Annotated in this window: 25 protein-coding genes and 1 tRNA gene; 13 read left to right on the forward strand and 13 right to left on the reverse strand. The window is 57.8% G+C overall.

The annotated features are described in order from the left end of the window. Positions 1-6: 6 nt before the first annotated feature. The 7 genes from ABIK48_08445 to ABIK48_08475 are packed head-to-tail and all read right to left on the reverse strand — an operon-like array spanning position 7 to position 6192. Positions 7-426: a PPC domain-containing DNA-binding protein gene (locus tag ABIK48_08445; protein MEO0022182.1), complete on the reverse strand. Its 420-nt coding sequence runs from the start codon at positions 424-426 to the stop codon at positions 7-9. Then, positions 423-2537 carry a type I DNA topoisomerase gene (gene topA, locus ABIK48_08450; protein MEO0022183.1) on the reverse strand — a complete coding sequence of 705 codons (2115 nt, stop codon included), beginning with the start codon at positions 2535-2537 and terminating at the stop codon, positions 423-425. Before topA ends, ABIK48_08445 begins: the two co-directional genes overlap by 4 nt. Positions 2538-2571: 34 nt before the next feature. Further along, positions 2572-2955, reverse strand: coding sequence for a holo-ACP synthase (gene acpS / locus ABIK48_08455; protein MEO0022184.1), 384 nt, complete (start codon positions 2953-2955; stop codon positions 2572-2574). A gap of 2 nt (positions 2956-2957) precedes the next feature. Continuing rightward, complete coding sequence (locus tag ABIK48_08460; protein ID MEO0022185.1) at positions 2958-3638, reverse strand: HAD-IA family hydrolase; 681 nt, start codon at positions 3636-3638, stop codon at positions 2958-2960. A gap of 4 nt (positions 3639-3642) precedes the next feature. After that, positions 3643-4131, reverse strand: a complete 489-nt coding sequence (locus ABIK48_08465) for an HIT domain-containing protein (protein MEO0022186.1) — start codon at positions 4129-4131, stop codon at positions 3643-3645. Between the two features lie 3 nt (positions 4132-4134). Then, positions 4135-5391 carry an endonuclease Q family protein gene (locus ABIK48_08470; protein ID MEO0022187.1) on the reverse strand — a complete coding sequence of 419 codons (1257 nt, stop codon included), beginning with the start codon at positions 5389-5391 and terminating at the stop codon, positions 4135-4137. A 3-nt stretch (positions 5392-5394) separates the two neighbouring features. Continuing rightward, positions 5395-6192, reverse strand: coding sequence for a class I SAM-dependent methyltransferase (locus ABIK48_08475; protein ID MEO0022188.1), 798 nt, complete (start codon positions 6190-6192; stop codon positions 5395-5397). Between the two features lie 540 nt (positions 6193-6732). Here ABIK48_08475 and ABIK48_08480 point away from each other — a divergent pair. Both ABIK48_08480 and ABIK48_08485 read left to right on the forward strand, forming a co-directional pair. Further along, positions 6733-7296, forward strand: a complete 564-nt coding sequence (locus ABIK48_08480) for a hypothetical protein (protein ID MEO0022189.1) — start codon at positions 6733-6735, stop codon at positions 7294-7296. Then, positions 7296-7823 carry a hypothetical protein gene (locus ABIK48_08485; protein ID MEO0022190.1) on the forward strand — a complete coding sequence of 176 codons (528 nt, stop codon included), beginning with the start codon at positions 7296-7298 and terminating at the stop codon, positions 7821-7823. Before ABIK48_08480 ends, ABIK48_08485 begins: the two co-directional genes overlap by 1 nt. Here ABIK48_08485 and nth read toward each other — a convergent pair. The 3 genes from nth to ABIK48_08500 form a co-directional block, all read right to left on the reverse strand. After that, complete coding sequence (nth, locus tag ABIK48_08490) at positions 7757-8335, reverse strand: endonuclease III (protein MEO0022191.1); 579 nt, start codon at positions 8333-8335, stop codon at positions 7757-7759. The two genes, ABIK48_08485 and nth, sit on opposite strands and share 67 nt — an antisense overlap. 77 nt (positions 8336-8412) lie before the next feature. Continuing rightward, entirely contained in the window at positions 8413-8823 is a 411-nt protein-coding gene (locus tag ABIK48_08495) for a hypothetical protein (protein ID MEO0022192.1), read from the reverse strand. Between the two features lie 22 nt (positions 8824-8845). Further along, positions 8846-8916: transfer RNA gene (locus ABIK48_08500), tRNA-Gly, on the reverse strand. Between the two features lie 590 nt (positions 8917-9506). Between ABIK48_08500 and ABIK48_08505 the strand changes: the two genes are divergently transcribed. The 11 genes from ABIK48_08505 (at position 9507) to ABIK48_08555 (ending at position 23473) form a co-directional block, all read left to right on the forward strand. Continuing rightward, positions 9507-9986 (forward strand): hypothetical protein, encoded by a 480-nt coding sequence (locus tag ABIK48_08505; protein MEO0022193.1) that lies wholly within the window; start codon positions 9507-9509, stop codon positions 9984-9986. Then, the gene (locus tag ABIK48_08510; GenBank protein ID MEO0022194.1) at positions 9979-11454 is read left to right on the forward strand and encodes a hypothetical protein; all 1476 of its coding nucleotides are present in this window, start codon (positions 9979-9981) and stop codon (positions 11452-11454) included. The genes ABIK48_08505 and ABIK48_08510 overlap by 8 nt, the downstream gene beginning before the upstream one ends. Positions 11455-12144: 690 nt before the next feature. After that, positions 12145-12681 (forward strand): hypothetical protein, encoded by a 537-nt coding sequence (locus tag ABIK48_08515; protein ID MEO0022195.1) that lies wholly within the window; start codon positions 12145-12147, stop codon positions 12679-12681. A gap of 169 nt (positions 12682-12850) precedes the next feature. Next, the gene (locus ABIK48_08520) at positions 12851-13375 is read left to right on the forward strand and encodes a hypothetical protein (GenBank protein MEO0022196.1); all 525 of its coding nucleotides are present in this window, start codon (positions 12851-12853) and stop codon (positions 13373-13375) included. Positions 13376-13992: 617 nt separating this feature from the next. Continuing rightward, positions 13993-14547, forward strand: coding sequence for a hypothetical protein (locus tag ABIK48_08525; protein MEO0022197.1), 555 nt, complete (start codon positions 13993-13995; stop codon positions 14545-14547). Then, the gene (locus ABIK48_08530) at positions 14516-15964 is read left to right on the forward strand and encodes a hypothetical protein (protein MEO0022198.1); all 1449 of its coding nucleotides are present in this window, start codon (positions 14516-14518) and stop codon (positions 15962-15964) included. Before ABIK48_08525 ends, ABIK48_08530 begins: the two co-directional genes overlap by 32 nt. A gap of 735 nt (positions 15965-16699) precedes the next feature. Next, complete coding sequence (locus tag ABIK48_08535; GenBank protein ID MEO0022199.1) at positions 16700-17563, forward strand: hypothetical protein; 864 nt, start codon at positions 16700-16702, stop codon at positions 17561-17563. A 27-nt stretch (positions 17564-17590) separates the two neighbouring features. Then, positions 17591-18856, forward strand: coding sequence for a BREX system ATP-binding domain-containing protein (locus ABIK48_08540; GenBank protein MEO0022200.1), 1266 nt, complete (start codon positions 17591-17593; stop codon positions 18854-18856). Continuing rightward, positions 18843-20198 (forward strand): BREX system ATP-binding domain-containing protein, encoded by a 1356-nt coding sequence (locus ABIK48_08545; protein ID MEO0022201.1) that lies wholly within the window; start codon positions 18843-18845, stop codon positions 20196-20198. The genes ABIK48_08540 and ABIK48_08545 overlap by 14 nt, the downstream gene beginning before the upstream one ends. A gap of 7 nt (positions 20199-20205) precedes the next feature. Then, on the forward strand, positions 20206-22263 hold the full coding sequence (locus tag ABIK48_08550; GenBank protein ID MEO0022202.1) for a DEAD/DEAH box helicase: 2058 nt from the start codon (positions 20206-20208) through the stop codon (positions 22261-22263). Next, the gene (locus ABIK48_08555) at positions 22256-23473 is read left to right on the forward strand and encodes a glycosyltransferase (GenBank protein MEO0022203.1); all 1218 of its coding nucleotides are present in this window, start codon (positions 22256-22258) and stop codon (positions 23471-23473) included. Before ABIK48_08550 ends, ABIK48_08555 begins: the two co-directional genes overlap by 8 nt. On the opposite strand, the gene ABIK48_08560 is transcribed toward ABIK48_08555, so the two are convergent. Genes ABIK48_08560 through ABIK48_08570 form a run of 3 tightly spaced genes read right to left on the reverse strand, consistent with a single transcriptional unit; the run spans position 23470 to position 26266 of the window. Then, positions 23470-24354 (reverse strand): glycosyltransferase family 2 protein, encoded by an 885-nt coding sequence (locus tag ABIK48_08560; GenBank protein ID MEO0022204.1) that lies wholly within the window; start codon positions 24352-24354, stop codon positions 23470-23472. The two genes, ABIK48_08555 and ABIK48_08560, sit on opposite strands and share 4 nt — an antisense overlap. A gap of 14 nt (positions 24355-24368) precedes the next feature. Then, positions 24369-25298: a GDP-mannose 4,6-dehydratase gene (locus ABIK48_08565; GenBank protein ID MEO0022205.1), complete on the reverse strand. Its 930-nt coding sequence runs from the start codon at positions 25296-25298 to the stop codon at positions 24369-24371. 14 nt (positions 25299-25312) lie between these two features. Continuing rightward, complete coding sequence (locus ABIK48_08570) at positions 25313-26266, reverse strand: GDP-mannose 4,6-dehydratase (protein ID MEO0022206.1); 954 nt, start codon at positions 26264-26266, stop codon at positions 25313-25315. Between the last annotated feature and the right edge of the window lie 2 nt (positions 26267-26268).

Raw genomic sequence — 26268 nt, forward strand, 5'->3', positions numbered from 1 at the left:
GTTGCTTTACAGCTGAAGCAGTTTCAGCCCGGAATCGGGTTCAAGCTGGCGGACGAGCTTTTCTCTGCCGGGAATGACTGCGATTTCACAGGTGGCGGCGACCCTGCCCGCAAACAGATGACCGGAATAGGTGGTCAGCCGCCGGTTACTGATGACCGCATGGAGATGGAGCACCGGGTTCTTTTCACTCCAGGCGATATTGCCCACCAGCGTGCAGATTTCATACTCTCCCGGAAAATGACGGCGGTAGTATTTTCTGGTCTTGAGGTCATAGCAGCCCAGGTCCAGTTCACTACCGGCGCCCAGTCCGATGACAAGTCCGGACTTCAGTTTCAGCTTCCGGACAAACTGCTCCAGCGCGGGTATGATCTCCTCATTCCGCTCCAGTCGGAGCTGGTAATAACTGCCATTTTTCCGATATCTCATTTTTCCTCCTGTTTCTTCGTCACCTTCCGACTTTTTTTCTTCTTAATAAAACGGCACTGGGGATAGCCGGAGCAGGCGATGAATCTGCCGAACCGGCCCTGGCGTTCGACGAGCGGTTTGCCGCACTGGGGACAGTTCTCCTCCAGCTGGCGCGGTGGCGGCTTGGGTTCGCGCTTGATGTAGCTGCAGTCGGGATAGCCGGAGCAGGCGATGAATCTGCCGAACCGGCCCTGGCGTTCGACGAGCGGTTTGCCGCACTGGGGACAGTTCTCCTCCAGCACTTTGGGTTCGGTTTTCTGGACATATTCACACTGCGGATAATCGGTACAGGCGATGAACTTGCCATATCTGCCCCAGCGTTCCACGAGCGGTTTGCCACATTTGGGACACTTTTCCTCCAGTTCGCGGGCAAGGTCCTCCCGGATTTCCGGGGTGGCGGCAAGCGCCTGATCCAGATCCGCCTTGAATGGCTGGTAAAACCGGGCGACCACCTGGCGCCAGTTTTCAACCCCTTCCTCAATCAGGTCAAGCTGTTTTTCCATTTCCCGGGTGAAGCCGATTTCAAAGATGTTGGCAAAGCGCGGGATGAGGATGTCGTGGACAATCATTCCCAGTTCTGTCGGCACCAGTCTGCCCTGCTGGCGTTCAATATATTTGCGTTCGAGCAGGGTGGGGACAATGGTGGCATAGGTTGAAGGCCGGCCGATGCCGTTGATCTCGAGCCGTTTGATCAGGGTCGCTTCGGTGTAGCGGGGTGGCGGCTGAGTCCACTTCTGCTCCGGGATGAGTTCAGTCAGCTGAACCGGTTCACCCGGTTTCAGTTCCGGCAGGCTTTTCTCCTTTTCCGGTTCACCATACACCTGTTCGAAGCCGGGAAACAGACTTTTGATGCCTTCAGCCCGGAAGGTGAATCTGCCGCCACTGACCAGCAGTTCAGTCTGCTGATAGACCGCATCTGCCATCTGGGAGGCAAGAAACCGGCGGTAGATCAGACTGTAGAGCTTGAACTGGTCCGGAGTCAGAAATTCCCGGACCGATTCCGGGGTCAGTTCCGGTCTTGTCGGCCGGATCGCCTCATGAGCACCCTGAGTGCCCTTCCGGTCCGGATAGCGGCGCGGAGTTTCGGGCAGAAACCGGCTGCCATAATTTTCGGCAATGAGCCGGCGGGTGGTCTCGATCACCTCTTCTGCGGTCCGGAATGAGTCGGTGCGGGGATAGGTGATCAGACCTACCGTCTCCTTTTTCAAATCCACCCCTTCAAACAGCTGCTGGGCAATCTGCATCGTCCGGCGCGAGCTCATGCCCAGCGTCTGGCCCGCCTCCTTGAGCAGGGTGGCGGTGACAAAGGGCGGAAGCGGTTTTTTGTGCTTTTCCCGGACATTAACCTTTTCAATCCGGAAAGTTGCATTGAGACAGCCGGCGCGCACCGCCTCGACCTCGGCGGCGCTCGCAAGCCGCACATTGGCACCGTCAATCTTCACCAGCAGGGCTTCAAAGTTTGCCCCGCTGGTGGTGGTGAAAATTGCCCGGATGAGCCAGTATTCCTGAGGGGTAAATTTCCCGATCTCCCGTTCCCGCTCCACCAGGATCCGGAGTGCCACGGTCTGGACTCTGCCGGCAGACTTGCCCGCCCGGACCGTCTGCCACAGCAGTGGTGAAACGAGATAGCCGACGAGCCGGTCCATCACCCTGCGCGCCCGGTGGGAGTCCACTTTGCGCAGGTCGATTTCGCCCGGGGCGTTAAATGCGGCGGTGATGCCCTTCGGGGTGATCTCATAAAAGAGCACGCGCCGGATTGGGGCACCGTTTTTGATCTCCTGCGCCACCGAATAGGCGATCGCCTCTCCCTCCCGGTCCGGGTCGGTGCCGAGATACACCGTCTTTGCCTGACGGGCAGCAGACTTCAGTTCATTGATCACCGGTGCCTTGCCCCGGATCCGGATGTATTCCGGTTCGAATCCGTTTTCAATGTCCACCCCGAGCCGGGATTTGGGCAGATCGGCAATGTGTCCCTTTGATGAGAGCACGCGCAGTCTGCCCCTGAGCAGACGGGTGATGGTGTGCGCCTTGGTTGGCGATTCAACAATCAGCAGGTCCTTTTTTCTTGACATCCGGGGTTTGAGGATAGCCGAAAGTGGTTAAAAGTCAATCTCGTTGCGGCGGTTCGCAGATTATCACCACCGCTGCTGCATAATCCTTAAGATGGGTCAGACTCAGGTGGACGGTGCGTCCTGCCAGGATCTCCTTTGCCCGGCCGGTAACGCGGATTGAGGGCCGGCTGCGCTCATTGTCGCAGATTTCGATTTCCTGCCAGGAGATCGCACCCCGGAGTCCGGTGCCGAGCGCCTTGGAGAACGCCTCCTTGGCGGCAAACCTGCCGGCATAGGAGGGGTATTTGTCATCAAGCTTCTCACAGAAGGCGATCTCTGCCGGGGTAAAAATCCGGCTCTGAAACCGGCTGCCGAACCGCTCGAGCGCCTGCTGGATCCGCGCCACCTCAATCAGATCAATGCCGATACCGAAGATCACGGTCAGCGGTTCAGATTCTCCACAATCGGCACCAGCTCCAGGATGTCATTGATCTCATAATCGGCACCGGAGTTGATGGTGCCGAATGAGTCGCCATACCGGGCAAACACGGTGATCATCCCCAGCTCCTTGGCGCCGACGATATCCCGCTCGGCCCAGTCACCGACCATGATCGCCTCGCGGGGCTGAACCTCCAGAAGCTCAAGCGCCTTCTCAAACGGCTCCCGTGCCGGTTTGCGTTTACCGGTATCATCAAAGGTAACAACAACATCAAAGAACCGGTCAACATTGAGCGAGACAAGCCGCATCCAGACCTGAAGCCGGGGTGCATCTGAAATTACCGCCAGTTTCAGACCCATGCGGAAGAGGCGGAGCAGGGCAAGGTGGACATGGGGGTAGGGGACGAGCGCCCCTTCCCGTGCCCGGCGATAGGCGATGATACCGCTGGCGAGAATCCGGTAGTCAATATAGCCGAGCACCTGAACGAGAAAGTCGTTGAAAACCTCCTGATATTCAATCCCCTTGGCTTCGTAGATTTCGTAGATCTTCCTCTTTGCCGCCTCCGGGGTCAGGTCCAGTCCGGCGTCAATCATCGCCATCACCGCCGCATCAACCGCCGCCTCCTTCCATTTGTTGAAGTCCACAAGCGTATTGTCAACATCAAAGACCACCGCCTTCACCATAATCTCACCGCCGGAAACGGGGTTTGAGCCGGTCATAGGTGGTGCGCAGATGCTCGCTCACCACCTTGGTCTCACCGAGCAGGGGCATGAAATTGGTATCACCCTGCCACCGCGGCACAATGTGAAAATGGAGATGTCCAGGAACACCGGCACCGGCAACCGCTCCGAGGTTGGCGCCGATGTTGAACCCCTGCGGTTTGTACTCCCGTTTCAGCGCCCGGACACACCGTTTGATCAGGGCAAGCAATTCAACTGCCTCTTTTGGTTTGAGCAGTTCAATGCTGGCGGTATGGCGCAGTGGTGCGACCATCAGATGGCCGCTGTTATAGGGGAAACGGTTCATGACGACGAAGGCGGTTCTGCCCCGGAAAAGCACGAGGTTCTCCCGGTCATTTCTGCATTTTTTGAGCTGGCAGAACAGACACCCGCCCTGTTCACAGGCAGGATTTTTCATGATGTATTCGGCACGCCAGGGTGCCCAGAGCCGTTCCATCAATCAGCCGAAAAGCCGGAGCTGCTGACCCTTTTCGCCCGGTTCGGGCTCAAAGGTGACCCTGCGGGTGCCGGGCAGGACCTGAACGGTGCCGAAGACACCGTCAAACCCGGGCTCAACCGTAACCTCACCCCGGCGCATCCGGTCAATCCCCTCCGCAATCTTCTCCCCGAAGCGGGCAATCTCTGCAACCGGCACATCCATCAGGATCTCAAACTCCGGTCCGAGACCTTTAATCATCTCCTCATACTTCTTGGCGACGCCGGCGGTGTCCCTTCCCTGCTCCAGCGCCTCGGCGATGATCTCCTCCAGCGGCACCAGGTGCTTGAACGGAATCATATCTTTGGGCACCTCCTCCGGCTTGCGGTCTGCCAGCTGTTCAACCCGGTGCAGAACACCGATTGTCAGCTTCCGGCCGCAGACCGGACAGACATCGCCCGAGAGGGTGGACTCGCCCGGTGCGAGCCGGATACCGCAGTTACGGTGGCCATCGTAGTGATACTTGCCTTCCTCGGGAAAGAACTCAATTGTAAACAGCAGCCGGCTTTTGTCCCTGTTCTTCAGCACCTCCCGGATAGTGTCGTAATTGAGGTCGCAGTCAAACACATTCGCCTCCCTTCCCAGCCGGCTCGGAGAATGGGCGTCGGAGTTGGAGATCAGGGTCTTTTTATCCAGTTCCGAAAGCCGCCAGTTCATCGGCGGGTCGGATGACAGTCCGGTCTCGACCGCAAACACCTCATCCGCCATGTCACCGAAGCAGTCGGTGAAGGAGTCGAATCCGGAGTTGGCGCCATAAAGAGAGAACCACGGCGTCCAGATGTGGGCAGGAACAATAAACGCCCGGGGTTCCAGCTCCAGAATCCGCGCCACCATGTCCCGGCAGGAGATGCTGACACTGGGCCGGCCATCGGCATCAAGCTTGCCGTAACCGGCAAGCATTTCTGCGACCCGGGCTGCACTCTCCAGACTGGGAACGAAGATCAGATTGTGCACCCGGCGGAGTCTGCCGTTCCAGGAGTAGATATTATTCACCTCGGTGTTGATGATGAAATGAACATCATCGTAAAGATAAAGGCCGTTGCCTCCATCCTTCAGGTGCTGGCTGAGCGACGCAAAATATTCCGGATGGGTGAAATCACCGGTTGCGACCAGTCTGATCCCCTTCTGCTTTGCTGCCCGGGCGATTGCGGGAATGTCCATATCGGAACTGGTTGCCCGGGAGAAACGGGAATGGATATGGAGATCGGCAATGAAGCGCACGGCTTATTTTAATTTCTTTCCGGCGGATTGCAAATCCGGCGTTGGGTGCCGGCGCGGCTTTTCCGCTACCACCATCATTCGCACCGAGAAGGGGTTTACCGGCAGAAAGGTGCCGTGATGAAAGAAACGGGAACGGCTGAAACCCGTCCGCTCCAGCGCCTGCCGGACCTCGTCAATCGTATATGCCCGCTCCTGGTGAATTTCCTCATATTTTTCACCGGTGGTGCCGTCCGGCAGTTTCTCCCAGAAGACCAGCCTGAGGGTGGAGAGCATGGTCTGGCGGTCAAACCGGCACTGCCAGATCGAGACGATCTCCTCGTTCTCCCGGGTGAGCGTCCGGCTGCCCCACTGCTTTTCCAGTCCGTAAACGGTGTTCAGGTCAAAGACAAAAAGCCCGCCCGGCACCAGCGCCTGATAAACACAGGCAAAACAGCGCTCCAGCTCCTCCTCGGTCAGCAGGTAGTTGATGCTGTCATAAAGTGATATTGCCGCATCTACCGGCTCAGGCAGAGTAAAATTCCGGATGTCGGCGTTAATCACGGTGATCGGCAGATCGCCCTTCTTTGATTCCAGCACCGCCAGCATCTCGGCCGAGCGGTCAATGCCGATCACCTGATAGCCGCGGCGGGCAAAAAGGACGGTCGGAATCCCGGTGCCGCAGGCAAGATCAAGCAGTTTCTTCGGCTGGCGCCGGAACCGTCTGAAGATCCGCTCAACATAATCCACCCATTCCGGATAGTCAACATACTTCTCCATGAACCGGTCATAATAGCGGGCAAACCGGACAAAGGGCAGGGGCATCCTCAATCATAGATAACCGCATTATTCCAAAAGTCAAAGCCAGAGGACGGTCCGGTAAGGCACGGATAAAGTGCAAAGTGCAAAATGTGCAGAGATGGATTTCTCCATTCCGCTTTGCTTCAGTCGAAATGACTCCCCCCTTTGTCATTCCGAGCGAGCCGAAGGCGAGCCGAGGAATCCCTTGACCCTTCAGGTCATTCCGAGCGGAGTCGAGGAATCTCTTTCACAATGCAAAGTGCAAGGCGGAGAGATTTCTCGACTCCGCCTCGCTATCGCTCGGCGTCGCTCGAAATGACTTTCCTTTTTTGTCATTCCGAGCGAGGCGCAAGCCGAGTCGAGGAATCCCTTTACTAATGCAAAGTGTAAAATGTAAAATGCAGGGCAGGGATTTCTCCGCTACGGTCGAAATGACTTTGCCTCCCTGATCATTCCGAGCGTAGTCGAGGAATCGCTTTGACAGTGCAGAGTGCCGGGTGTAAACCGGTCCGGTTTATCATCGCAGCGGGTTGACTTCTGTACTCCGGTCCGGCATCATAGAATATGAGCCCCAGTCTGCGGGAGAGTCTTTATACCTTCGGCTATATGCTCTGCGGTGCGGTTGCGGGCTGGCTCAACTGGCGGCTGGTGCCCTTCGGAACCAGGATGCCGGTTCTGCCTTTTCTGGCGGTCGGCATCGCCGGCGGGCTGATTTATGCGGGAATGCGGCTGCGCGGGTTCGGCTTCGGGCTGATGATGGTGGTTCTGCTCTTCTTTGTCCAGCTGGCACTGACACCGCCCCTGCGTCTGGGTTCAATTGTCCGGGCGGCAATGTGGGCGTTTCCGGTCGGCAGCTCCTTTCTTCTCTCCGCTCTGCTGTTTAAACTCCTGAACCGGTTCAAACCCCTCAGGTTTCTGCTCATGGCGCTTTTTGTCGGGCTCGGCTATGTGCTGGTAGCGGTGCTGTTCCGGCTGAGACTGCACCAGCCCGCCGATTTCGGCGGACTGAAGTGGCAGTTTCTTGCCGGTGCCCTGCTCGGCGGCGTGCTCGGTGTGCTGCTCGAGATGCTGGAGTATGTGTTTCCGCCCGAGCGCTATCACCGCTCGCAGTTTATTCTGCCCGAATAATGGAACTGCCGGTGATCTTGGACTGGCACTTCAACCGGTATCCGCTCTGGAAGGCAGAGGACATCTACAAGCTGATCTATCAGGGGGTGTTCGGGCCCGGACATCTTGCGGTGGAACGGGAGGAACTGGAGCAGGGGTTGAAGGCTGAACTCTCCCGGGTGCGGGGCTGTTTCACCGATGAGCCGGTCGAGCCGGTTGACCCGGAGGGGCTGCTGGTCAGGGTGAACCTCGCGCCGGTCGCCGGTTTGCCCGCAAAACAGCAGGCGCTGATTGCGGCGCTGATGACCACAATCCGGGAGTTTGTGCCCAGACCGGATCAGCTGCTGCCGAGACTGAGACAGGCGCGGGAGTGGTGTGCGGCGCACCTGCCGGCAGAAATGCCACGGCTGGAGGAGCTCATTCAGAAAAAGCCCGAACCGCCGGTCCACTCCGAACTCTACCGCCGGGTTTACCGGCCTGCCTACCGGCTCATCCTTGCCCGGCTGAGCCCGGTCTTCGGACAGAGCGGGTCAAGCGGACAGCGCTGACACTTTGGTTTGCGGGGCAGACAGATCGTCTGCCCCAGCGCAACCAGCAGCGGATTGAAATCAATCAAGCACTCTTCGGGCACAACCGCCATCAGTTTTCTTTCGGTCTCCGCGGGTTTCTCCGTCTTCACCAGGCCGAGCCGGTTGGCAATCCGGTGGACATGCGTGTCAACCGCAATTGCGGGGATTCCGAACCCGCGGGCAAGGACGATGTTTGCCACCTTGGGACCGACGCCGGGCAGTGCGAGCAGTTCCGGGCGGGACCGGGGCACATTCCCCTGATGCCGGGTGCTGATTACCACTGCCAGTTTTCTGAGCAGCCGCGCCTTGGTCCGGTAGAAACCGACCGGATAGATGAGCCGGCGGATGGTGAAAATGTCAAGTCTACACAGCGCCTGGGGATCGGGTGCGCTTTTCAGGAGCCGGTTGACCGCCTCGACCGTCACCTCATCCCGGGTCCGGGTGGAGAGGATTGCACCGATGAGCACCCGCCACGGGTCCTGATCCGGCATCCGGTGCACCGGTGCCCGGTGGAGGCGAACCGACCTTTTCAGCCGCTGGCAGATGGTGCGGATCAGCTGGGTCTTTTTCAGATGCCGAAAACCTTAAGCAGGGCGGTAAAGCCCATGGTCATGATCAGAGCGAGGCTGGCAACGGTAAAGAGCGGATGCCAGCGCAGGCTGGGTGGAACATCACCCGGTCTGCCCCTGCCATAGGTAACGAGTGTTGCCAAAAGTGCCAGCACCGCGGCGGCGATGGCAAGCGGCAGATGGGCAAGCAGTCTGACCGCCTTACCCTGACCGGTAAGCAGGGCGTTAAACAAAAGACCCAGACCGAGATTGGCAAGGGTGAGCAGAAAGTAGATCAGGGTGCGCTGACGCAGCCGGCGCAGGGGAAAGTCCCACTCGCCGAGCCGGGAAAGGGTAAGCTGGCCAATGGTCACCCCATAGCCGAGGGTCAGAAGGGCAAGAACCGGATGGATGTAACCATACCAGGGCATAGACCTGCCTTTAATTAAATAAAGCGGCCAACGGGAATCGAACCCGTGTAACCGGCTTGGGAAGCCGGGGCTCTACCCCTGAGCTATGGCCGCAACTTCTGTAATTTAATATAATCGCCACTCTGCCGAATGTCAAGCAGATGCACACACCGCCGGCGGAATAAGGGATTTCTCGACTCCGCCCTTCGGGCTGTGGTCGAAATGACCCTTCTCTTGTCATTCCGAGCGAGCCGAAGGCGAGCCGAGGAATCGCTTGTCCCTTCAGGTCATTCCGAGCGGAGTCGAGGAATCGCTTTCACAATGCAAAGTGCAAAGTGTAAGGCGGAGAGATTTCTCGACTCCGCCTCGCTATCGCTCGGCGTCGCTCGAAATGACGAAAAGAGGTGTCATTCCGAGCGAGGCGTCAGTCGAGTCGAGGAATCGCTTGTCCCTTCAGGTCATTCCGAGCGGAGTGGAGGAATCCAGTTCACAATGCAAAATACAAAGTGCAAAATGAAAACAGGGGAGCAGACCGCTTGACAGAAGGCGGGGGACGGGTTATTATTTTCAGGTGGCAGAGCCACCAAGAACAGCAGGCAAAGGCTGCAAAAATGAGGTAAGCATGAACTGTAAGAACACCAGCCTGCTTTTGGTCACCGCCCTGCTTTTCGCCCCCCCTGCTGGTAGCGCAGGGCACCAGCACCGTGCATTACTATCTGTATGAGTATCAGGATGAGGAAGGTAATCCGGAGGCGTCGATAATCGAAATTCACAGTGAAACGGTTGAATATCCACCCGAGCCGGAGTATGTTGATTATCGAAACATGGGTGGAGAGCGCATTGCCCGCTCCTGGATTGCGCTGAAGTGGGACTATCCAAGAATCAAATCGCAATGCGGTTCGCAGACAATATCGCCGTTTAATGAGTATATAAAGGTGACGGCAACCTGGGAAAAGTGGCTTGGCGAAACGATGAAGTCAAAGCGGGGTCCCCGTTCCGCTGCGGATGGTAATGGCGGTGAGGTGCACAAGTACTGGAACGGCGGGCACAATCCGTTTATCACCCAGCCGCCAACCTACTTTGAGCATCGTCAGTATGGCTCGCATCAGTGGCGCCGGGATGATGAAAACCCGATCAGAATCCAGACGCAGCGGATAAGAAAGGAGCCACCACCCCATGAGTAGCGGGATTTTCAACCGCGGCAGAGGCGCGCTCTGCGCCTCTGCCGTGCTGATCGCACTTTTTGCCGCCAGCGCGCTGGCTGGCGATACAATCTGGACCCGAAGGTATGACAGCGGACTGACCGACTGGTGCTCTGAGGTGGCGCTCAATTCAACCGGCAATGTTATAATCCTGGGAGAGGGAAGAACCAGTCAGGAGTCGGATACCGTGTGGATCAAACTGATATGTTACGACTCCGCTGGCGAGGAGCTCTGGGCGGTTGATTATGACAGCGATGCGATATATGACATGGGGTTCACGATCAGGATCGGTCCGGAGGATGAGATTGTGGTGGCAGGCATATATTCCTACGGACCGGTAGGTGGTGGTGAGGTGGTCAAGTTTGATGAAAGTGGTAATCTGCTCTGGGTCCGGCGACCGCAGGTCAGCGGCTATGATTATACCTATCTCTCCGGTGTTGCCATTGATGACTCCGGATATGTATATGTCAGTGGTTACTGCGGCTATAGCCGCTATCCGCCCCTGCCTGATGCCCTGATCATTAAATATAATCCGGAGGGCGAGGAGGTGTGGCGGCGGGTTTATAATCTGGATGGCGATTTTATGGAATATCCGAGTCATCTGCTCTTCGATGGCGATGGCAATTTAATCGCTGTTGGCACGGTCGGTGATGACTGGGAAACGCTGGATTATCTGATTATGAAGTTTACCCCTGACGGCGATACAGTCTGGACGCGCCGGGTTGATGTCCAGCCGGATGACGAGCCTGCTGGTGCGGTGATAACCGGGAGCAGTCTCTTTTTTGGCGGCTGGGACTGGATAGATGACCGGGCAAGACCGGCACTGGCAAACTTCAATCTTGAGACCCTGAGACCGGTATGGACAGCCATCTACTATCTGACTGATGATGCATTTTTCTATGATGTTGAAGCGGATTCGGCGGGCAATGTTATCGGTATCGGCCACTTTGATCGGGGAGTGGAGCCTACGCCGGCGCTGGTGATGAACTGCTCAGCCGCCTCGGGAGCCTTGCGCTGGACCGAATCATATGAATTTTTTAATGAATTTCATACAATTGCCATGGCAGGAGTCTTTCCGGAGGCGGAGGTTCTGTACCTTACCGGAGTGGTTCTGGACACAATTGGTGATAACCCGGACATTTTTCTTGCCAAGCTCCGGTATTCTGCGGGTATCGGAATCAGTGAACGGATGAGCCGGCACAGGATATCCCTGCTCGTTAGTCCATCGCTTGGCGGTTCGGTTAGGGTAAGGCTGTCTGTTCCAGCAAGCGGCAGTTACGACATTTCGGTTCTGGGAGCGGACGGCAGGAGTTTTGTTCAGCAAAGTCGGGTCTGGTTTGATTCCGGAAATCAGAATTTTACTCTGCCCTCGCTGCCTGCGGGTGTTTATTTTCTTGATCTTGCGGGTGCCGGGGTGCAGCGCCGGCACCGGCTGGTGGTGGTGAAGTAAGGGATTTCTCCACTCCGCTTCGCCTTTGGCTCCGCTCCGGTCGAAATGACCGAAGAATGCGCGCCTGTGGTGTCGCTCCGGTCGGGATGACAGGAAACGGTTCGCCTCAGGCGCCGGGTGAAATGACTTTGCTCTCTTGTCATTCCGAGCATGCCGAGGAATCGCTTGTCCCTTCAGGTCATTCCGAGCGGAGTCGAGGAATCGCTTTCACAATGCAAAGTGCAAAGTGTAAGGCGGAGAGATTTCTCGACTCCGCCTCGCTATCGCTCGGCGTCGCTCGAAATGACTTTCCTTTTTTGTCATTCCGAGCGAGCCAAAGGCGAGTCGAGGAATCCCTCTTTCCCAATGCAGAGTGCAAAGTGCAAGGCGGAGAGATTTCTCGACTCCGCCTCGCTATCGCTCGGCGTCGCTCGAAATGACGAAAAGAGGTGTCATTCCGAGCGAGCCAAAGGCGAGTCGAGGAATCCCTCTTTCCCAATGCAGAGTACAAAGTGCAAAATGAAAACAGGGGAGCAGACCGCTTGACAGAAGGCGGGGGACGGGTTATTATTTTCAGGTGGCAGAGCCACCAAGAACAGCAGGCAAAGGCGGTAAAAAGGAGGTAAGCATGAACTGTAAGAACACCAGCCTGCTTTTGGTCACCGCCCTGCTTTTCGCCCCCCCCTGCTGGTAGCGCAGGGCACCAGCACCGTGCGTTACTATATCAGCATTAACCCCCAACCGGAGCCGGTGAATCTGACCGCACCTTACTGGAAGGCGACGGTTCTGGCAGTCAGTGCACCGGATACCACCGCAATCGAACCGCCTCCGGAGTTTACCGAGGTTACAGTGACGCAGTTGCATTCCATGGGATATCCTACTCCTGAGGAGTCCTATAATGAGGCAGCAGCACAGGGTTATGGGGTTGAGTATGAAACTGACGGTCTGGACAAGAAATCCTGGATAAATGTGGCAAAACTGGGAGACTGGTATCAGGTTCAGTATGGTTCTGCAACCGGACGCAATCCCTGGCCCGGACAGCTGGGGCTGGGCTGTCGTTCGTATTATAACGGAATCTTGCTGGAAGACGGGCCTGCGCCAGGACAATTTTATGAAACCAATGGCTGGTATACTTCCCACTATCACAACTACCTTGCACCTGCCGGAGATGGTGTGGAGGTGGGCAGGCATCACTGGGGCAATCGGAACCAGCCCCAGTATACTGAAGTAAGAAGGCGCTGGCCCTGATGTCAGAAGGTATCCAAATCCGGGTGCACCGTTTGTGGTGCACCCGGGCAATAAAGGAGATGGAATGAAAATGACCTCGCGAAGGAAATTTTCTGCTATTACGATAACAATAGCCCTCAGCTTAATTTCGACTTTTGCCTCTGCTTATTCTCCCCGGGTTCAGTTCGGGGTGCGGTTAAGTCACTACGATATTCTGGAGGGTGGATATTTACCCGGGAATTTTAATCTTGATATCCGCTGGGAACCATACTTCGGAGTTTCCGGTGAGCTGCTGATAAATCCACTGAAAAACCTGTCACTGCGCCTGGAGCTGGCACAGCTGAGGTTCTATACCCGGCATCAGCTTGGCGGCGGACAGAGCCTGCATCTGTTTAATAACCTTGATGCTGATGTTATTTATGTGCTGCCGGTGGGTAAAAAGGTTTCGCCTCTGATTTATGGCGGTGTTAATCTGGAGAAGTATTATAACAAACCGCTTGAGGACTGGCGGGCGTTTGGTGCCGATTATGATATCCGGTTCGGTCCGGGTGTGCTCTGGCGGGCAAAGAAGAATATTGATGTTTTTGGCGAGGTTGAGCTGCTGAAGTGGGCACAGATGCACCGGCATGCAATTTATACTGACGCTCCAGAGGCGTTTGGCTACTTCCTGTTCGGATTTCCCAAGGTCAGCGTGGGTGTCCGCTACACACTTTAAAAGTGATCTCGGTTTTGCCCGGTATATAAATAATACCATTTGATGAACGGTTTGTGATCCAGTTAAATTGTTGGTGAGATAAAGGGATTTCTCCACTCCGCCCTTCGGGCTCCGGTCGAAATGACCGAAAAAGAAAGTACACACCTGCGGCTGTCGTTGAAATGATTTTGCCCCCTTTGTATTCCGTGCCTTTCGTTTTTTGTCATTCCGAGCGAGGCGAAGGCGAGTCGAGGAATCCCTTGACCCTTCAGGTCATTCCGAGCGGAGTCGAGGAATCTCTTTCACAATGCAAAGTGCAAGGCGGAGAGATTTCTCGACTCCGCCTCGCTATCGCTCGGCGTCGCTCGAAATGACGAAAAGAGGTGTCATTCCGAGCGGAGTGAAACGGAGTCGAGGAATCCAGTTCACAATGCAAAGTGCAAAATGGAAACAGGGGAGCAGAACGCTTGACAGAAGGCGGGGGACGGGTTATTATTTTCAGGTGGCAGAGCCACCAAGAACAGCAGGCAAAGGCTGCAAAAAGGAGGTAAGCATGAACTGTAAGAACACCAGCCTGCTTTTGGTTACCGCCCTGCTTTTCGCCCCCCCCCCTGCTGGTAGCGCAGGGCACCAGCACCGTGCATTACTATCTGTATGAGTTCGGCACTGCGGAAGGCGACACCGGCGCCTGTATTGTGGAGATTTATTCCGATTCCGCCCAGTCACCCGGACCGGAGTTTACCAAGGTTACGCTGGATCAGCTGCACAGCCTCGGCTATCTGACCTATCAGGAGCAGGTGGCATTGACTCCGCACTACAACATTGACCTTGTCTCCTATGTCAATGGCTTCATTGCCGCATCCTGGGCAGAGACGATTCCGCCCCCACCCAACCGGCCTCAAACCAAGAAATACACCTGGTGCGGATCAAAGACTCTGCGTCCTTACAGCGGACCATGGTATCTATACTGCCGGTATGAGAAAGACGGACATTTAGTTCCTGAGCATCCTTATGAAGGTGGCAGCAGGGATAGTATAGGTTATATTGCAGGCTGGACACTCGGATGTGCACGAACGATACGAGGGCAACCCAATGTCAAGTTTCATGAGGTCTGGGGTGAGCACAGTTTCACCTATCCTCCTGAAGCGATTATCAGAACCCATGCCCAATTACTGGATGGTCGTGGTGATTAGGAGAAACGCAACCCTTTTGCTCGTTTCACTTCTGCCTTTGCTTTCCGCTCAGGACATCGTCTGGCTGAAACGCTATGATACCGGAAGTCCTGAGCACCCCGCCAATGGGGTTCTTGATCTCTCAGGTAATCTGATAATCTGCGGGGTAACCGGTGACTACGGTAATCATGATGTTACTCTGATCAAATACAATCCTGGCGGTGAAACGCTGTGGGTGCGAACTTATGACAGCGGAGGTGATGATCTCGGTGCCAGCTGTGCTGTCGGCAGCGATGGCGGGGTGGTGGTAGGCATCAGCCGCCACCCCGCCCCCTGTCTGCTGCTGAAATACGATCAGGAAGGAAGATTCCTCTGGAATAAACAGTTCCAGGTTGGCAGTTACTGTTATGTGGGAGGAGTAGTAATTGATGACTCATTGAATATTTATCTTTCAGGGACTACGGCCATCTCCAGTATTTTGTACAGCAATCTTCTGCTGGCTAAATTTACTCCCTTGGGCGAATCAGTCTGGATGAGGATTTACGACTGCGGAAAGCAGGAAAACGGCGGTCAGATTTTGCTTTTACCTGATGGCGATATTTGCGGTTGTGGTAATTTTGACGATGACCGGGAATGGCTATTTGATCTGCTGATTTGCAAGTTTCAAGGCGATGGCGATACCTGCTGGATCCGGATACTAAATGTCAAGCCACAGGATGAGGCCTATGGCATAACCGCTGATTCAGAGTGTAACCTTTACATTACCGGTGATGTATATGAGGACTGGGGTCAGGGGATCGTGCAGCCGGACTCGTTTGTTACCGCCCGCTATCAGCCTGACGGCACGCTGGACTGGGTCAGAGTTGACGGATTAAGCCATTACAGCTGGGGGGAGGCAATCGGTTTTGATCCTTCGGGACAGCTGCTGGTTGCCGGTGGTTGTTATGACAGCATTCTTAATGAATCCAGCGGTGCGATTCTGTGTTACAGTCTGGACGGCACACTGTTATGGCACTGGACCTACCGGCAGGAAAACCAAAACTGCTGGTTTACCGATATAGTTATTGCTGAGCCCGGGGTGTGTTATGTGATTGGTGAAGTTGCCAATGCCGATTATGATTCCAGCGACTTTCTGGTGCTGAAACTGCGCTATCCGGTCGGCGTGGCGGAAGGGCGACCGGCAGAAGTGCCGGCAGGTGACATTTCCCCTGCCACTATGGTCTGTGCGGGTGCAACTTTACGGTTTTCTGTTGCCGGTGCGGGTGATTACCGGCTGGTGGTGCGGGATGTGAGCGGGCAGGAGCGGCTGGTTTATGCGGGTTATCTTGCGCGAGGGGAGAACCGCCTCAGCCTGCCCTCGCTGCCTGCGGGTGTTTATTTTCTTGATCTTGCGGGTGCCGGGGTGCAGCGCCGGCACCGGCTGGTGGTGGTGAGATAAGGGATTTCTCCACTCCGCCCTTCGGGCTCCGGTCGAAATGACCGAAGAAAGGTGCGCCTGCGGTGTCGCTCCGGTCGGGATGACAGGAAACGGTTCGCCTCCGGCGCCGGGTGAAATGACTTCACCCCCTTTGTATTCCGTGCCTTTCGTTTTTTGTCATTCCGAGCGAGCCGAAGGCGAGTCGAGGAATTCCTCTTTCCCAATGCAGAGTGCAAAGTGCAAGGCGGAGAGATTTCTCGACTCCGCCTCGCTATCGCTTGGCGTCGCTCGAAATGACAGAAGGAAAGGTCATTCCGAGCGGAGTCGAGGAATCTCTTTCACAATGCAAAGTGCAAGGCGGAGGGATTTCTCGACTCCGCCTCGCTATCGCTTGGCGTCGCTCGAAATGACAGAAGGAAAGGTCATTCCGAGCGGAGTGAAACGGAGTCGAGGAATCTCTTTTCATAATGCAAAGTGCAAAATGCAAAATGAAAAGGGGAAGGGGTGCGAAGTTGAGGGTCATTGCCGGTTTTGCTCTATTCAGTTAGAGTCAGAAACATGGCGTAATTTCACATTTTCAACCCGACTTTCCCGGGTGCTGTTCCGGTAAGTTGCGGTTCTGCAGAGTGTTGCCAGGCTGATGCCGGTTTGTGCCCGAAGAGGGGGGCAGTTCCCCCCACCGTCAGGCGTAAAGCGGTCGGCAGGGTCGGTTTATCGCAATTGACAGTTTATCATGCCGGGTTATACTGTATGGATATGGAAGGGCTGTCTGGAGTTCTGAAGGAGCTTGCCCGCCGGTCGCAGCTGCTGGTCAAGAGGCTGAACAGTTATCAGGTTCTGCTGCAGGAGCCGGTGGCAAACGCCCATGAGCGGGCACGGGCGCTGGCGGAGATCGAGAAGCTTGGCAACGGTTTTCCGGATGGCGAGGTCCGGCAGAAACTGCTGGCGTGGCTGGATTCGGAGCGGGCGCAGGTTGAGGAGGCAAAGTCGGAGTTCCGGTTTGAGTTTGGAAAAAGGCTGATTGCGGGGCTGGAAGGGAGCGGTCTTGTGGTCCGCGGTCAGCTGCCGGTGCTGCGGATCGGTTTTTTCACCATCCGGGCAGACTTTGAGCGGGGCAGGGCGACCATCTTCTGGGGTCCGGAGATTGAGGAGATCAAAAGCGGTATCCCGCTGGAGCCGGTCGGGCTGGCAAGGCTGGTGCGGAGCTATCAGGAGAGCCTGAAGGCGAAGGGGGTCCGGGAGCCGGAGGAGTTTCTTGCCCGCCTGCTGGCGGCATATCGGCGCCGGTGCACTGCCGAAGGGCTGGCGGAAGGGGAGCGGGTCCTGCTTTCGGACCTGCTTGCCGAGCTGGTGCTCTTGAGTCAGCCGGAAAGTTTCCGGGTTGATCCGGTCCGGGAAAATTTTGTTGAGTATCCGCGCATCCGGTTCAGTTATGACCTGTATCTATTGAAGCGCTCCGGGGTGCGGGCGGTTGCCGGGCAGGAGCTGCGGCTGACCGTTGCCAATTTTGATGCGACCGCAAAAAAGAGCCGGGCGCTGTGGGTGCCGGACAGTGAGGAAGGGGACGGAACCTATTATTCCTATATCGCATTTGTGCCGGTGCGGAGCACGGGTGCGTGAGCCGGACCGGCAGATGAGGAGGTGGCAATGGAGCGGGAGCTGGCAAGGGCAGTAATCAACAAGCTGGGTTCAACCGGCACACCGCCGGAGTTCGGGATTGAGGCGTTTACCGTCGGGCTGGACCGTTATCTGAAGGTGATTGAGGAGGAGTATCTGGATGGCATCCTCAAGTTCAACCTTTCCAGTTTCAAGCTGATCACCGGCAATTACGGCGGGGGCAAGACCCACTTTCTCTATTCGGTGCGCAATCTGGCGTTCAAGCACAACTACTGTGTGGCGTATGTGAGTCTGAACCCGACCGAGTGTCCGTTTGACAAGCTGGAGCTGGTCTACAAGGCGGTGGCGCTCAATCTGAGTGCACCCCAGCCGACCGATGCGATTCTGCCCCTCGGGGAGAAGGGGATTGACTCGGTGATCCGGCGCTGGGCACGGGAGTGGCGCAAGAAGGAGGAGCGGACCGAACGGCTCGAAAGCTATCTGCTGGATCTGCCGATGACCGACTCGACGAGCTTCTTCAATGCGGTGCGCGGGGCGTTTCAGTCGCTTTTGGCTGAGGACCTGGAGTCTTTTCAGGAGGCGGTGCAGTGGCTCAAGGGCGAGGAGGCAGGACGGGAGACGAGGGCGCGCTTCCGGATTTCAGAGCGGATTGACAAGTCAACCGCCTTCCGGATGCTGCGGTCGCTGGCGCAGTGGGTGCATGCGATCGGCTACCGGGGTCTGATCCTGCTCTTTGATGAGGCGGAGCGGGGGATGTCCATCGCCTCAGCCCGGGACAAGCGCCGGGCACTGGACAATCTGCGCCAGCTGGTGGATGAGTGCGGTAACTCCCGGCTGCCGGGTGCGATGTTCTTCTATGCGGTCCCGGATGACAATCTGCTGCTTGAGGGTTCAGGTCCGGTTTATGAGGCATTGAAGCAGCGGCTCCGGAGCGTGTTTTCCGAGACCAATCCGGTCGGGGTGCGGATCAACCTTGAGGAGCTGGGGATGGAGCCGGTGGCATTTCTCGAACAGCTGGGGGTGAAGCTGCGGATGCTGTTTGAGCAGGCGTATGATGTCCGGCTCAGCGGCGCGGAGAAGGTGCTGAAGGTGCTGGCGCAGACCGCGGTCGAGCGGTTTGTGCTTGATGTCAGCTACCGCCGGCTGTTTGTCGTTGCCGCGGTCGAACTGCTGCACCGGCTGAAGGCGGAGCCGAATCTGAGTTTCACAGCCCGGGATGCGGAGAAGCTGCTGCGGGTGACCACCCAGAAGCTGGTGAAGCAGGAGCAGGAGGCGGTGGAGCGTGAGGAGTTCTAAACTGGTCTCCCATCCGGTGTTCGGCGAGGGGGAGGTGCTGGACAGCCGCTGGCAGGGGAGTGAGCTGCTGGTGCGGTTTCAGACCGGGCTGCGGCTCTGGCTGCCCCGGCACCGGGTGCGGTTTCTGGTTGAGGTGGACGAGTCGCTGCTCGATGCGGCGGTTGCCCGGAGTGCGGGTGTGGACCGGGTGAGCGCCTGCCGGATGATTGAGGCATTCCGGCTCGGGATTGTGCCCCATCAGGATGTGGAGCGGTTCACCTTCGGCCGGGACCAGGAGCTGAAGGTGATTGAGCGGATGCTTGCCGGGCTGGAGCAGGGCCGGGGGGATGTGGTGATGTTTGAGGGTGAATACGGGAGTGGCAAGACCCATATCCTTGAGCTTATTCACCACCGGGCGCTCCAGGCCGGGATGGTGGTCAGTCTGGTGCAGTTTGATCCGGTTGAGGTTTCGCCCCACCGGCCGAAGCGGGTCTACCGGGAGCTGGTGCGTAATCTGCGGTTCATCAGCGGGGATCGGGAGGGCGGATTCCGGGAACTGCTCCAGCTGGCAACCCGGCTGGATCTCGCTGACCATGTCTTCTTCGGTCCGCTCCTGCGTAAGCTGAAGCGGCTCGAGCCGGGCGCCCGGGAGAGTGAGGTGTTCTGGCAGTGGGTCGAGGGTGAGAGCACCAAGGAGTATGCGACCGAGATGCGCTCACCCTACCGGGTGCGGGGTGCGCAGGGGATTCCGGCCCTTTATGACTTCTCCACCGCTGCCGACTTCTACTGTAATATCATTTCTGCGATCTCCTGGATGAGCCGGCAGCTCGGCTTCCGGGGGCTGGTGCTGCTCCTTGATGAGGCGGAGACGGTGACCCGGCTCTGGGATATCGTCTATCTCTCCAAGAGCATCAACTTCATGGAGGGGCTGGTGCGGGTGGCGCTCAATGACCCCCAGCTGCGGGAGGTTTCGGACCGGCTGATTCACAATCAGGTCCGGCCGGTGCCCTATATCTACCGGGAGCCGGCGCTGCTGCTTATTTTTGCGACGACCCCGACCCCGGGTGAATACGGCTATCTCCGGCTCGCCAATTCGGTCCGGCGCAAGCTGGAGCTGACACCGCTGGCCGAGCAGGCGCTGGTGGATGCGTTTGCGACGATGATCCGGATTTACGAGCGGGCATATCCGGGCTTCAAACTGCCGGTCGAGGAGCAGAAACGGCTCCTTGCCTGGCTGGGCAGGAAGAGCAGTGGCGGGGTCCGGACCTTTATCAAGGGGTGTGTTGAGGGGCTGGACATCGCCCGGCTCCGGCAGCGGGGCATAATTTCCGCACCGGCGGAGATGTCAAGCCGGGCAGGATAAGGCGGATTTGGCAGCATCAGAGCTTGAAGGACAGGCAACCGGCAGAGAGATCCGGCAGGCACTGCGCCGGACCTGGCATCCGTTCTTCAGCCGGTTCGGCAGTCTGACCCCGGTCCAGCTCGAGGCGATCCCGGTAATCCTTCAGGGGAACAATCTGGTGCTGATCTCGCCGGCTGCTTCGGGCAAGACCGAGGCGGTGGTGGCGCCGGTGGTGGAACGGCTGCTGGCGCAGGGGTGCCGGGACTTTTCCGTGCTTTACATCTCGCCGACCCGGGCGCTGGTCAATGACCTCTACCGCCGGCTGGTGGAGCCGCTCGAGTATCTGGGGCTGAAGCTGGAGCGCAAGACCGGTGATCACCCGGCAATTGATGAGGACCGGCTGCCGTTCATGCTTCTGACCACACCGGAGTCGTTTGACTCCCTGCTCTGCCGGCACCCCAGAATCTTCACCAGCCTCAAGGCGGTGATCATTGACGAGATTCACCTCCTGGACAACAGCCCGCGCGGGGATCAGCTGCGGATTCTGCTCGAACGGCTGCGGCTGATCAACCCCGCAGTCAGCTGTTATGCCCTGTCGGCGACGATTGATGATGAGCGGATCGGGGAGCGGTATTTTCCGGACGGGGTGGTGGTCAAGGTGGCAAATCAGCGGGAGATTGAGGCGGAACTGCTGAAGGCGGGCCGGGACTGGGCAGGGGCGGTGCTGGAGCGGCTCGTGGCGCTCGGTGCCCACAAGGTGCTGGTGTTCTTTAATGCCCGGTCGCTTGCCGAAGCCGGGGTCCGGCTTTTTGACCGCACCCCGTTTACCGGCAGGGTCTGGGTCCATCATGCCAGTCTGACCCGGCAGGTGCGCGAGGAGGTGGAGGCAAGGATGAACCGGGAGCGGAGCGGGATTCTGCTCTGCACCTCGACGCTGGAACTCGGGATTGACATCGGTGATGTGGATGCGGTTGTGCTTTACCGGCCGCCGTTCAATGTCTCCTCACTCCTCCAGCGGATCGGCAGAGGCAACCGGCGCCGGGGCAACGGGCTGGTCATGCTTGGCGTCTATCTTGACTCCTGGGAAAGGCTGCTGTTTGAGACCTTCATTGACCTTGCCCGCCAGGGCCGGCTTTACGAGAAGCGGTATACTCCGAGCCTGGCGGTCATTCCCCAGCAGATTGTCTCCTATCTGTTTCAGCGCCGGCGGATCGGCACGACCCGGGATGCGCTCCGGCGGATCTTTGCGCCGGTCTACGGCACAAGCCGCGTCTGGGAGCAGGTGCTTGATTATCTCCTGGAGCAGGGGGTCGTCCAGACCGACCGCCGCGGCCTGCTCTATGCCGGTGAGGCGATCAGCCGGCGGATTGAGACCGGCCGGATTCACTCCAATATTCAGGAGAAGAGTTTCGGTCAGTATGAGGTCATTGACACCACCACCGGCCAGCAGGTGGGCACGGTGTTCTTTGTGCTGGAGCGGTTCATGCTGGCGGGCAGGTCCTGGGAGATAGTTGAACGCCGGGAAAAGGAGAAGCGGATCTTTGTCAAATCGCTGAATACCGTCTCCGACAGCACCAAGGTGTTTGAAGGCACCGGCACCGGCGGTTATTATTACCGGCTGGCCGAGGTATTAAAGAGCCGGATCTTTCCCGGGCTGGCACCCGAGGAGTTTCCCTATTACACCGATGGCAGCCGGGCGTTCATCTTTCATCTCCTGGGCACAACCTATGGCGGGCTGCTGGCCGGCGGACTGCAGGCAGAAGGGGTTGATGCCGAGGATCTGGCGGGCAAGGTGCTGGTGGTCCGGCTGAAGGAGGATGAGGACCTGCACCGGATGCCGCTGCCGGGCCGGGAGGCGCTCAAGGCGGTGGTGCGGGCACACCGGATTGAGTTTGAGGACAGTCTGGGCTCGGGTGCCTTCTTTGACCTTCTGCCCGAGGAGCTGCAGGTTGAGGACCACCTGCTGGCGCTGGATATTGACGGGCTCTGGGCATATCTTGACACCTGGAAGCTGGTGCGGATGGAGGTGCAGGCGGTGCGCGCCCAGATTGCCGAACATCTGCCGGAGATGGTGGGTGATGAATAGGGTGCTGGTCATCGCCTATTATATCCCGCCGCTCGGACTTTCCGGGGTGATGCGGGTGACCAAGCTGTGCAAGTATCTGCCTGAATCCGGCTGGGAGCCGGTGATCCTGACCGTCAAGCCGGTGGCATACTACGGCTATGATCCGGAACTGCTGGGCGATCTCAGACAGTCGGTCATAATCCGGACCGAAAGTCTGGACCTCAACCGGCTGCTTGAGATTGTGCGCCCGCGGTCAGGCGGACGGTCCAGAACGGTGCCGGTCCACTCCGGCAGCCGCTGGGCAAGGCGGTTGAATTTTGTGCTGCTGCCTGATGCCAAGATCGGCTGGCTGCCGTTTGCCCTGCGGGCGGGCAGGCGGGCGCTTGCCGAGTATCAGCCCCGGGTGATCTTTGCGACCGCACCGCCCTGGACCACCCTGCTTGCGGGTGTCCGGCTTGCCCGGGAATCGGGTCTGCCGCTTGTTGCCGATTTCCGCGACCCCTGGCCTGCCGGTTTTACGGAACCGCCATTTTATCAGCGGCCGGTTCTGCGCCGTATGCTCAGGCGGATTGTGGAGACCGCAGCGGTGGTGCTGGTGGTCAATCCCGGCACCGGTGAACGGCTAAGACAGGCGCTGGGTGATGATGCCGGACTTGAGGCAAAGCTGGCGGTGCTGGAGAACGGGTTTGATCCCCAGGAGCTGGCGGTTGAGCCGGAGCGGCTTGAGGGTTTCAGTCTCTTATATGCGGGCAATCTCTATGAGAACCGGCAGGAGATAGCCGCTCTGGTTTCAGCACTGCAGGCGGTGCCGGAGGTCAGGCTTTATCTTGCCGGCGATGCGGATCCGGCAAGCCGGGGTCTGCTGGCGTCAAGCGGACAGGCGGTTCTGCTCGGACGGGTCAGTCACCGGCGGGCGGTGGCGCTGATGAAGGGGGCGGATGCACTGCTCTATCTGGGCAAGCCCAAGCAGCCGGTGGGATTGAAGCTGTATGAGTATCTGGGGGTGAAAAGGCCGGTAATTGTCTGGGGCAGTCCGGATGATGAGGCGGCACGGCTGGTGGCGGAGTTTGGTGCCGGCAAGATCTGTCAGACCGGTGCGGAGCTGGCAGCAGCGGTCGCCGCGATCCGGGAAAATCCGGCGCAGTTTACCAGCCGGGACCGGCAGCGGCTGGACCGGCGCTTTCAGGCACGGCGGCTTGCCGGAATCTTCCAGCGGCTGAGTGCCGGTTAATCAGTTTTATCTGCTGACAATTTTTTCAGGCGGAAAAGCAGAACCCGGAGCAGGGCTGAAAGTTCGAGCAGGGGCAGCAGGATGACCGCTTTGAGGATAAATGACGGTTTCCGGTCGTACTTGCTCAGAAAACGGAAAAGTGAGTGGTGGTTTTCGTAAATCATTTTAGTCTTGAGCGGGCTGGTGGAGGCGCCCAGCCGGTGCGTAACCTTTGCCTCGGGCAGATAGGCGAGCCTGCTGCCCTGCTGGTAAATCCGGTAGCAGAGGTCAACATCGTTGTAATAGATCGGAAACCGCTCATCAAACCCGCCCAGCGCCCCGAGAATTGATCGGCGCAGGAGCAGGCAGGATGCCATCGGCTGTTCCACATACTGAAATTTCTCATAGTCAAAGTCCCGGCGCCGCCAGCGGTTGATCCGGGCGCAGTTGGGAAAAATGCGGGGCAGACCGGTCAGCTCCCAGAGGACGGAGGAGAAGGTGGGAAAGGAGCGGATTGACAGCTGGGTTGTGCCGTCCGGATTGAGCAGACGGGGCGCAACCCCGGCAGCCTCAGGATGACGGTCAAGGTATTCGACCATCCGGTCAATCGCATCCGGGAAAAGCACCGTGTCCGGATTGAGCAGAAGAATGTATTCACCCCGGGCAAGTGCCATGCCCTGGTTATTGGCACGGGCATAGCCGTAATTGGCAGGGTTATAGATGATGCGCAGCTGGGGATGGGCACCGCTGGTGACCGCCTGCTCCAGGAGCTGACGGGTGCGGTCCGAAGAGGCGTTGTCAATGATAATGACCTCATGAGGTACAACCGGTCTGACTGATTTCAAACAGGCTTCAATGTCCGCAGCGCTGTTATAGGTGACGATGATAATTGAAAGTTTCATCGCCGGAAACCGGGTCAGACCCGCTGGCGATAGTATTCGAGAAGATCGGCAAGCGTCTGTTCGAACGGTATTTCGGGCTGCCAGCCGGTGATGAGCCGGAATTTTTCCGCATTGCCGGAGAGATAGGGGATGTCATAGGGTCTGATTTCAGTTGCACCGGAGCGGACCTCAACCGGCACCCGCGACATCTTCAGCAGCAAATCCACGCCCTCCCGGAGCCGGATGGCATTGCCGGAGGTGATGTTATAGGTCTCACCGCTGATGCAGTTTTCCATTGCCAGCACATATGCCCGAACCACATCCCGGACATCGGTGTAGTCCCGGCGTACACTCAGGTCGCCCATTTTCAGCACCGGTTCCGCCTTGTCCTTCTCCACCAGGGCAATGTGCTGTGCCACCTTGGAGAAGATAAACCGTGGCGCCTGGCCCGGACCGGTATGGCTGAAGGGCCGAACGATAACGATGTCCATGCCCCATGCCTGGTAGTAAAGCCGGCAGAGCTGTTCGGCGAGATGCTTACTCCGGGCATAGACGGTGAGCGGTGCGACCGGATCGGTTTCGGAATGGGGGTTTTCGCCCCGGCCATAGACATCGGCGGAGGAGACAAAGAGGAGCCGGCAGGGAAGCATCAGCTGGTGGACCGCCATCAGCAGTTTCAGGGTGCCGAGGGTGTTGATTTCATAGACCGGAACCGGATTCTTTTCCGCCTCTGCCACTGACGATACCCCGGCAAGATGAAATATCCATTCGGGCCGGGTCTGCTCCAGAACCGATTTCAGCCGGTCAAAGTCACAGATGTCAGCGCAGAACAGCTCGACGTTCAGTCCGGCTGGCGGCGGATTGAGGTGAATGCCGGCAACCTCCCAGCCCAGCTTCTGCAGATAGTGGCAGAGATGTCCGCCGACAAACCCTTCAATTCCGGTGATTAGTGCGCGGCGGGGCATAATTGCAGGTGAATTCAGACCCGTTCGCGCCAGTAGTTCAGCAGGTCAGAAAGCGTCTGTTCAAAAGGTATCTGCGGTTCCCAGCCGGTAGCGGTGCGGAGTCTGGTGGCGTCACCGATCAGCAGTTGAACATCACTTGGCCGCATCCGGCCCGGGTCCTGCCGGACCTCAAACTTTACCCGGGCATGACTTCTGAGGATGTCAACCACCTCGGCGATCCGGTAGCCCCGGCCGGTGGCAACATTGTAGACCTCACCGGGGACGCCCTTTTCCAGAATCAGATAGTAGGCGCGCACCGTATCCCGGACATCGGTGAAGTCCCGGACCGCATCAAGATTGCCAACATGCAGCACCGGTTCCCGCCTGCCCTTCTCCATTTCGGCGATCTGCCTGGCAAAGTTGGAGGTGACAAACACATGGCCGCGCCGGGGTCCGGTATGGTTGAAGCCGCGGGTGCGGATGATAAAGAGCTTGTAACTCTGATGATACTGGTAGCCCATCAGGTCCTGCGCCACCTTGCTGACCGCATACGGGCTCAGGGGCCGGAGCGGATTGGTTTCCTTGATCGGCACCTCATCCGGCAGGACCAGTCCGTACTCCTCACTCGAGCATGCGATCTGAATTCGGCAGTCGCAGCCAGCCGCCCGGACCGCCTCAAACAGGTTGATCTGAGCAATGACATTGGTGACAAAGGTTTCGGCAGGTGCCGCCCAGGACATCGGGACAAAACTCTGGGCAGCGAGATGATAGATCCGGTCCGGCTTCACACTGGCGATCAGCCGGTTGACCGAATAGGAGTCGCGCAGGTCGCAGTCATGGAGCTGAATTCGGTCCCGGAGATGTTCAATGTTTTCGGTCCGGGAGCGCCAGCGGGTCGTGCCGTGGACCTCGCCATTGCCGAGGTTGAGCAGATACTCGGCAAGATGACTGCCGGCAAATCCGGTGATACCAGTAATCAGATACTTCAAGC

Source organism: candidate division WOR-3 bacterium, from assembly GCA_039801085.1.
GTDB lineage: Bacteria > Hydrothermota > Tepidihabitantia > Tepidihabitantales > Tepidihabitantaceae > JAOABP01.

Bases quoted from the DNA above. Each gene is read 5' to 3' on its own strand.
- ABIK48_08555 (MEO0022203.1), top strand. From the start codon at position 22,256: ATGAATAGGGTGCTGGTCATCGCCTATTATATCCCGCCGCTCGGACTT.
- ABIK48_08535 (MEO0022199.1), top strand. From the start codon at position 16,700: ATGGAAGGGCTGTCTGGAGTTCTGAAGGAGCTTGCCCGCCGGTCGCAG.
- ABIK48_08495 (MEO0022192.1), bottom strand. From the start codon at position 8,823: ATGCCCTGGTATGGTTACATCCATCCGGTTCTTGCCCTTCTGACCCTC.
- ABIK48_08565 (MEO0022205.1), bottom strand. From the start codon at position 25,298: ATGCCCCGCCGCGCACTAATCACCGGAATTGAAGGGTTTGTCGGCGGA.
- ABIK48_08480 (MEO0022189.1), top strand. From the start codon at position 6,733: ATGAGCCCCAGTCTGCGGGAGAGTCTTTATACCTTCGGCTATATGCTC.
- ABIK48_08485 (MEO0022190.1), top strand. From the start codon at position 7,296: ATGGAACTGCCGGTGATCTTGGACTGGCACTTCAACCGGTATCCGCTC.
- ABIK48_08445 (MEO0022182.1), bottom strand. From the start codon at position 426: ATGAGATATCGGAAAAATGGCAGTTATTACCAGCTCCGACTGGAGCGG.
- ABIK48_08530 (MEO0022198.1), top strand. From the start codon at position 14,516: ATGCCCAATTACTGGATGGTCGTGGTGATTAGGAGAAACGCAACCCTT.
- ABIK48_08465 (MEO0022186.1), bottom strand. From the start codon at position 4,131: ATGGAACGGCTCTGGGCACCCTGGCGTGCCGAATACATCATGAAAAAT.
- nth (MEO0022191.1), bottom strand. From the start codon at position 8,335: ATGCCGGATCAGGACCCGTGGCGGGTGCTCATCGGTGCAATCCTCTCC.
- ABIK48_08460 (MEO0022185.1), bottom strand. From the start codon at position 3,638: ATGGTGAAGGCGGTGGTCTTTGATGTTGACAATACGCTTGTGGACTTC.
- topA (MEO0022183.1), bottom strand. From the start codon at position 2,537: ATGTCAAGAAAAAAGGACCTGCTGATTGTTGAATCGCCAACCAAGGCG.
- ABIK48_08540 (MEO0022200.1), top strand. From the start codon at position 17,591: ATGGAGCGGGAGCTGGCAAGGGCAGTAATCAACAAGCTGGGTTCAACC.
- ABIK48_08510 (MEO0022194.1), top strand. From the start codon at position 9,979: ATGAGTAGCGGGATTTTCAACCGCGGCAGAGGCGCGCTCTGCGCCTCT.
- ABIK48_08560 (MEO0022204.1), bottom strand. From the start codon at position 24,354: ATGAAACTTTCAATTATCATCGTCACCTATAACAGCGCTGCGGACATT.
- ABIK48_08475 (MEO0022188.1), bottom strand. From the start codon at position 6,192: ATGCCCCTGCCCTTTGTCCGGTTTGCCCGCTATTATGACCGGTTCATG.